At 77.3% G+C, this 8594-nt stretch carries 1 protein-coding gene; it reads left to right on the plus strand.

The window, feature by feature from the left end:
- Positions 1–8528: type I polyketide synthase (locus KV557_RS44210; RefSeq protein ID WP_218204918.1), on the plus strand; the 8528-nt coding region annotated here is incomplete at its 5' end.
- Positions 8529–8594: the final 66 nt, after the last annotated feature.

An 8594-nucleotide genomic window follows, 5' to 3' on the forward strand; every position in this document is an offset into this window, starting at 1 on the left:
CGGCGGGCGGCCAGGCGGCGGGGGCCGGGGCGGGTTCGGCCCCGGCCGGGCCGACCCGGCCGTCCGCCGGCGCCGAACCGCTCGACGTCAGGGGCTTCTACCCCGGCCTGCGCGCGGACGGCTACGGCTACGGCCCGGTGTTCCAGGGCGTCCGCGCGGCCTGGCGGCTCGGCACTGCCGTCCACGCCGAGGTGGAGCTGCCCGAGCCGGCCCGCCCCGACGCCGCCCGCTACGGCCTGCACCCGGCCCTGCTCGACGCCGCCCTGCACCCGGCCGGGCTCGGCCCGTTGCAGGGCCGCCCCGGGCTGCCCTTCTCCTGGACGGGCGTCACGCTGCACGCCGCCGGGGCCACCGCGCTGCGGGTGACGCTGACCCCGGCGGGCCCGGACACGGTGTCCGTGCTGATGGCCGACCCGGTCGGCCGCCCGGTGGCCGCCGTCGAGGCCCTGGCCGTCCGCCCGCTCGCCGAAGGCGCCCTCGACCCGGCCGGCCGGCCGGCCCGCGAGGCCCTCTACCACCTCGACTGGCCGGCCCTGCCCACCCCCGAGCCGGGGCCGGCCGCCACCCGGTGGGCCGTCCTCGGCGAGCGGCCCGCCCATGCGGCGGCCCTCGCCGAGGCCGGCGTCACCCTGACCGACAACCCCGACGCCGACCTCGCGGTGTTCGAGGTAGCCGGAGCGGAAGCGCTCCCCGCCCTCGAACGCGCCCTCGCCACCATGCAGGACTGGCTCGCCGACGACCGCCCCGCCGCCGCCCGGCTGCTCGTCCTGACCCGCCGCGCGGTGGCCGCCGACCCGGCCGAGGACGTCCACGACCTGCCCGCCGCCGCCGTCCACGGCCTGGTCCGCTCCGCCCAGAGCGAGCACCCCGGCCGGATCGTGCTCGCCGACCTGGACGACGACCCCGCCTCCTGGCGCGCCCTCCCCGGCGCGCTCGCCACCGGCGAACCCCGGCTCGCCCTGCGCCACGGCACCGTCCACGCCCCGCGGCTGGCCCGGGCCCACACCGCCGAGCCGCTGCCCGTGCCCGCCGCCCCCTGGCGCCTCGACATCCGCACCAAGGGCACCGTCGACGACCTCGAACTGCTGCCCTGCCCCGACGCGGCCGAGCCACTCGCCGACGGCCAGGTCCGGCTCGACGTACGGGCCGCCGGCCTCAACTTCCGTGACGTCCTCAATGCCCTCGACATGTATCCGGGCGGCGCGCGGTTCCTCGGCTCCGAGGCCGCCGGCATCGTCCGCGAGGTCGGGCCGGGCGTCACCGGACTCGCCGTCGGCGACCGGGTGATGGGCATGGTCCCGGGCGGCTTCGGCCCGCTCGCCGTCACCGACCACCGGCTGCTCGCCCGCGTCCCGCAGGGCTGGAGCTTCGCCCAGGCCGCCTCCGCCCCGGTCGTCTTCCTCACCGCCTACTACGCCCTGCGCGACCTGGCCGGCCTCCGCGCCGGCGAGCGCGTCCTCGTCCACGCCGCCACCGGCGGCGTCGGCATGGCCGCCACCCAGCTCGCCCGGCTCTGGGGCGCCGAGGTCTACGGCACCGCGAGCGAGGCCAAGCAGCACCTGCTGCGCGCCGACGGCCTGCCGGACGAGCAGATCGCCTCCTCCCGCACCCTCGACTTCGAGGGCCGCTTCCGCACCGCCACCGGCGGCCGGGGCATGGACGTCGTGCTCAACTCCCTCGCGGGGGAGTACGTCGACGCCTCGCTGCGCCTGCTGCGGCCCGGCGGGCGGCTGATCGAGATGGGCAAGACCGACGTCCGCGTCGCCGACGAGGTCGCCGCCGCCCACGACGGCGCCCACTACCGCGCCTTCGACCTCCAGGAGGCCGGGCCGGAGCGGATCGGGCAGATGCTCACCGACCTGGTCGACCTGTTCGAACAGGGGGTCCTGCAGCCGCTCCCGCTCACCTGCTGGGACGTCACCCGCGCCCGCGAGGCCTTCCGCCACATGGCCCAGGCCCGGCACACCGGCAAGATCGTGCTCACCGTCCCGCGCCCCTGGGACCGCGCGGGCACCGTCCTCGTCACCGGCGGCACCGGCACCCTCGGCGGCGCACTCGCCCGGCACCTGGTCACCGCGCACGGCATCCGCCACCTGCTGCTCACGAGCCGCCGCGGCCCCGACAGCCCCGGCGCCGAGGACCTGCACCGCGACCTCACCGCGCTCGGCGCCGAGGTCACCGTCGCGGCCTGCGACACCGCCGACCGCGACGCGCTGGCCGCCCTGCTGGCCGCCGTGCCCGCCGACCGCCCGCTGACCGCCGTCGTCCACGCCGCAGGCGTCCTCGACGACGGCGTCACCGCCTCGCTCACCCCCGAACGGCTCGCCGCCGTGCTGCGCCCCAAGGCCGACACCGCCCGGAACCTGCACGAGCTCACCGCCGGACTCGACCTCGCCGACCTCGTCCTGTTCTCCTCCGCCGCCGGCGTGTTCGGCTCGCCCGGCCAGGGCAACTACGCCGCCGCCAACGCCTGGCTCGACGCGCTCGCCCAGCACCGCCGGGTGCACGGTCTGCCCACCACCTCGCTCGCCTGGGGCCTGTGGGCCGACGCGAGCGCGATGACCGCCCACCTCGGCGCGACCGACCGGGCCCGCGCCGGGCAGTCCGGCGCGCTCGCCCTCAGCACCCCCGACGGCCTCGCCCTGTTCGACGCGGCCCTGACCGCCCGCCGCGCCCTGCTCGTCCCCGTCCGCCTCGACCTCGCCGCGCTGCGCGCCCGCCCCGCGGCCGAACTCCCCGCACTGCTGCGCTCCCTGGTCCGCACCCCCGCCCGCCGCACCGCGCAGACCGCGGAAGCCGCCGACGGGCTGCGCGCACGCCTGGCCGCGCTCACCGAGGCCGACCGCCACACGCTGCTGCTCGACCTGGTCACCGGCTGTGCCGCCGCCGTCCTCGGCCACACCTCCGCCGACCGGGTCAACACCGGGAAGCCGTTCCGCGACCTCGGCCTCGACTCGCTGACGGCCGTCGAACTGCGCAACCGCCTGAGCACCGCGACCGGCCTGCGCCTGCCCGCCACCCTGGTGTTCGACCACCCCACCCCCGGGGCCCTCGCCGAGCACCTGGCCGACAGCCTCACCGACCGCCTCGCCGGCACCGCCAAGCGGACGGCCTCCCGCACCGCCGCCGACGAGCCGATCGCCGTCGTCGGCATGGCCTGCCGCTTCCCCGGCGGCGTCCGCACCCCCGAGGAGCTGTGGACCCTGCTGTCCACCGGCACCGACGCCGTCGCGGGCTTCCCCACCGACCGCGGCTGGGACCTCGACCGGCTCTACGACGGCATCCCCGACCACCCGGACTCCTCCCGCACCCGCGAGGGCGGATTCCTCGACGGCGCGGCCGAGTTCGACGCCGGCTTCTTCGGCATCAGCCCCAACGAGGCCCTCGCCATGGACCCGCAGCAGCGGCTCCTCCTGGAGACCGCCTGGGAGAGCGTCGAACGCGCCGGCATCGACCCCCGGACGCTGCGCGGCACCCGCACCGGCGTGTTCGCCGGCCTGTCCTCCAGCGACTACCTCGACCGGGTCGGCCGCGTCCCCGACGAGGCCGCCCCGTACGTCAACACCGGCAACGCCGTGAGCGTCGTCTCCGGCCGGATCGCCTACACCCTCGGCCTCGAGGGCCCAGCGGTCACCGTCGACACCGCCTGCTCCTCCTCCCTCGTCGCCCTGCACCTGGCCGTGCGGTCGCTGCGCAGCGGCGAGTGCGCCCTCGCCCTCGCGGGCGGCGTCACCGTGATGTCCACGCCGATGATCCCGGTCGACTTCGCCCGCCAGCGCGGCCTGGCCGCCGACGGCCGCTGCAAGCCCTTCGCCGACGCCGCCGACGGCACCGGGTTCTCCGAGGGCGCCGGCGTGCTGCTCGTCGAGCGGCTCTCCGACGCGCTGCGCCACGGCCACCCGGTGCTCGCGGTGGTGCGCGGCAGTGCCGTCAACCAGGACGGCGCCAGCAACGGGCTCAGCGCTCCCAACGGGCCGTCCCAGCAGCGGGTGATCCACGAGGCCCTCGCCGACGCCGGCCTGACGCCCGGTGAGGTGGACGCCGTCGAGGCGCACGGCACCGGCACCCGGCTCGGCGACCCGATCGAGGCGCAGGCGCTGCTCGCCACGTACGGTCAGGACCGCGAACTTCCGCTGCTGGTCGGGTCGGTGAAGTCCAACCTCGGCCACACCCAGGCTGCGGCCGGTGTCGCCGGGGTGATCAGGACCGTCCTCGCTCTGCGCCACGGCGCCCTCCCGCAGAGCCTCCACATCGACCGGCCCACCACCCACGTGGACTGGTCGGAGGGCGCCGTCGAGCTGCTCACCGAGGCCCGGGCGTGGCCGGAGACCGGACGGCCCCGCCGGGCCGGCGTCTCCTCCTTCGGCCTCAGCGGCACCAACGCGCACCTGATCCTGGAACAGGCCCCCGAGCCGGAGCCCGAGCCGGCCCCACGGCCCGAGCGCCCCGCCCTGCCCTGGCTGCTCTCCGCCCGCAGCGCCCAGGCGCTGCGCGGCCAGGCCCGCGCCCTGCTCGACCACCTCGACGCCGCACCCGACGCCACCCCGGAACCGCTCGACCTCGCGCACTCGCTGGCCACCCGGCGATCCCTGCTGGAACACCGCGCCGCCGTGATCGGCACCGGCCCCGAGCAGCTGCGCGCCGGACTCGCCGCGCTCGCCGAGGGCACCCCCGCCCCCGGCGTGGTCACCGGCCACCACGCCGCCGGCCGCGACCGCCGGGCCGTCCTGGTCTTCCCCGGCCAGGGCTCCCAGTGGGCCGGCATGGGCGCCGAACTCATCGACACCTCACCGGAGTTCGCCGACCGGATCGCTGCCTGCGAGCAGGCCCTCGCCCCCTGGGTGGACTGGTCGTTGCGCGCGGTGCTGCGCGGCGAGCCCGACGCGCCCTCGCTCGACCGGGTCGACGTCGCCCAGCCCGCGCTGTGGGCCACGATGATCGCGCTCGCCGCCTGCTGGCAGGCCCACGGCGTCACCCCCGCCGCCGTCCTCGGCCACTCCCAGGGCGAGATCGCCGCCGCCTGCGTGGCCGGTGCGCTCTCCCTGGATGACGGCGCGCAGATCGTCGCCCTGCGCAGCCAGGCCATCGCCCTGCACCTGTCCGGGCACGGCGGCATGGTCTCGGTGCCGGAGGCGCACGCCAATGTCCTCGCCCGCATCGAGCCGTACGGCGGCCGGATCTCGGTGGCCGCCGCCAACGGCCCGGCCGGCGTGGTGGTCTCCGGCGAGCCCGACGCCCTCGACGACCTGCTCGCCGGCTGCGCCCGCGACGGCGTCCGGGCCAAGCGCATCCCCGTCGACTACGCCTCGCACTCCGCCCAGGTCGAGCGGATCGAGGACATCCTGCTCACCGACCTCGCCGGGCTCACCACCCGGGAGGCCCGGATCCCCTTCTTCTCCACCGTCACCGCGGACTGGCTCGGCGACACCGCCCTCGACGCGTCCTACTGGTACCGCAACCTGCGGCAGACCGTCCGGCTGGAGGAATCCGTCCGCGCCCTGCTCGCCCAGGGTCACGACGTCTTCCTCGAATGCAGCCCGCACCCCGTGCTCACCATGGCCGTCGAGGACACCGCGGCAGCCGCCGGGACGCCGGCCGCAGTGATCGGGACCGTCCGGCGCGAGGACGGCGGGCCGGCCCGCCTGCTCACCTCCCTGGCCGAGGCCCACGTGCGCGGCGTGCGGATCGACTGGCTCCCGGCCGTCGTCGGTGGCCGTCCCGTCGACCTCCCGACCTACGCCTTCCAGCGCCGGCGCTACTGGCTGGCCCAGGACGCCGGCCGGACCGTTGCGGCCGACCCGTCCGGCCTGGACCGCGCCGTCCGCCTCGCGGGCGACGACACCGTCCTGCTCACCGGCCGGATCGGTGCCGCCACCCACCCCTGGACGGCCGGGCACCGGGTGCTGGGCACCGCCGTCGTCCCGGGCACCGCGCTGCTCGACTGGGCCGTCCGGGCCGGCGACGAGGCCGGCTGCCCGACCGTGGCGGAACTCACCGAGCTGACCCCGCTGACTCTGCCCGAGGACGGCACCGTCGACCTCCAGCTCACGGTCGGCCCCGCCGACGCCGACGGCCGACGGCCCCTCACCCTCCACGCGCGTCCCACCGATGCGCCCGACGACACGCCCTGGACCCGCCACGCCACCGGCACCCTGACCGCCGACGCACCCGCCGGGACACCCCTGACCGACTGGCCGCCCCGCGACGCCCGGCCCCTCTCCGTCACGCCGACGGAGCAGCAGCACGCCGAGTACGGCCCGCAGTTCCAGACCGTCCGGGCGCGCTGGCAGCACGGCGACGAGATCCTCGCCGAGGTCGCCCTGCTCGAGGAATTCCGGGCCGAGGCCGCCGCCTTCCGGCTCCACCCCGCCCTGCTCCAGGCGCTGCTCGCCGATACGCCGTCCGGTATCGCCGCCGGGCAGCCCACCGACTGGCGCGGCGTCACCGTGCATGCCACCGGCGCGGCCCTGCTCCGGGTCCGGCTCACCCCGGCCCCCGACGGCACCTTCGCGCTCACCGCCGCCGACGCCCACGGCGCCCCCGTGCTCACCGCCGAGGCCGTCACCGTCCGCAGCATCGAGCCGGAACGGCTCGCCCCCGCGGCCGACCCGCTCTACCAGGTCGACTGGACCCCGGTGACCGCCACCGGCGCCGGACACCCGGGCGGCCTCGCCGTCCTGGGCGCGGACGACGCGCTCGCCACCGCCCGCGGCGCCCGTGCCTTTGCCGACCTTGCCGAATTCACCGCCGCCCTGGACACCGGCGAACCCGCGCCCGGCACCGTCGTCCTGCGCCTCGCCGCACCCGACGAGAGCGCACCCGTGGCGGCTGCCCACCGGTCCGTACGGGCCGTGCTCGACCTGGCCCGCGCCTGGCTCGCCGACGACCGGCTGGCCGGCTCCCGCCTGGCCCTGCTCACCCGCGGCGCCGAGGCCGCGACCCCCGGCGAGGACGTGACCGCCCTCGCCCTGGCCGCCGTCCACGGGCTGATCCGGTCCGCGCAGGCCGAGAACCCCGGACGGTTCCTCCTCGTCGACCTCGACGACGACCCGAGGTCCGAAGCAGCTCTCCGCACGGCCCTGGCCACCGCCGCCGAGCCCCGGCTCGCGGTCCGGCACGGCGCGGTGACGGCGCCCCGACTGCGCCCGGTGCCCGCGCCCGGCGACTGCCCGGCCTGGTCCTGGAACCCCGACGGCACCGTCCTGATCACCGGCGGCACCGGCACCCTCGGCGCCCTGGTCGCCCGCCACCTGGTCACCCGCCACGGCGTCCGCCACCTGCTGCTCACCGGCCGGCGCGGCCCGGCCGCCCCCGGGGCCGAGGCCCTGCGCGAGGAACTGATCGCGCTGGGCGCCGAGGTCACCGTCGCGGCCTGTGACACCGCCGATCGGGCCGAGCTGGACGCACTCCTCGCCACGATCCCGGCCGCGCACCCGCTCACCGGTGTTGTGCACGCGGCCGGCGTCCTGCACGACGGGCTGCTCGAATCCCTGACGGACGACCAGCTCGCCGACGTGCTGCGGCCCAAGGTCGACGCGGCCTGGAACCTGCACGAGGCGACCGCGCACCTGGACCTCTCCGCCTTCGTCCTGTTCTCCTCCTTCGCCGCGATGGCCGGCGGCCCCGCCCAGGCCAACTACGCCGCCGCCAACGCCTTCCTCGACGCCCTGGCCCACCGGCGCCGCGCCCAGGGCCGGCCGGCCGTCTCCCTCGCCTGGGGATACTGGGGAGAATCGAGTGGAATGACGTCCACGCTGGACGCCGTGGACATCGCCCGCTTCGCCCGCTCCGGCATGCTGCCGCTCTCGGCCGGCCAGGGCCTCGCCCTGCTCGACGCCGCGAGCACCGTGGACCGCCCGCACCTGGCACCCGTCAGGCTGGACCGGCACGCCCTCGCCACCGCCGGCGCCCCGCCGCTGTTCGCCGACCTCGCCCCCCGGCGCGGCCCCGCCCGGCCCACGGCCGCGACCGGCCCCACCGAGTCCGGCACGGACCGGGGCATCCTGGACCGCCTCCCCGGGCTCGGCGCCGCCCAGCAGGAGAAGCTGCTGCTGGACCTGGTCGTCGGACACCTCGCCGCCGTGCTCGGCCACGGAACGCCCGAGGCGGTCGAACCCGACCGCGGCTTCCTCGACCTCGGCATGTCCTCGCTGACCGCCGTCGAACTGCGCAACCGCCTCAACGCCGACACCGGCCTGCGCCTGCCCACCACCGCGATCTTCGACCACCCGTCGCCCACCGCCCTGGCCGGCCATCTGCGCACCCTGGTCGGCGCGTTGACGGCCACCGCGACCCCGGCCCGGCCGGTCTTCGCCGAACTGGACGACCTGGAGACGGCGGTCTCGGCCGCCGAGCTGGACGCCGACTCCCGCGCCCGGCTGCTCGCCCGCCTCAAGAGCCTCCAGTGGCGGCTCGACGGCGACGCGGCCGAGGAGGCCGACGGCGAGTCCGAGACCGGCACCGAGCTCGCCGACACCACCGACGACGAGATGTTCGACCTCATCGACCGCGAACTCGGACTCGCCTGACCCGTCCGCCGGCGCCACCGGACCGCGCACCCGTACCGCCCTTCCGAACTGCGAGGTTTCCCACCC

The organism is Kitasatospora aureofaciens (assembly GCF_019192735.1).
GTDB lineage: Bacteria > Actinomycetota > Actinomycetes > Streptomycetales > Streptomycetaceae > Kitasatospora > Kitasatospora aureofaciens_A.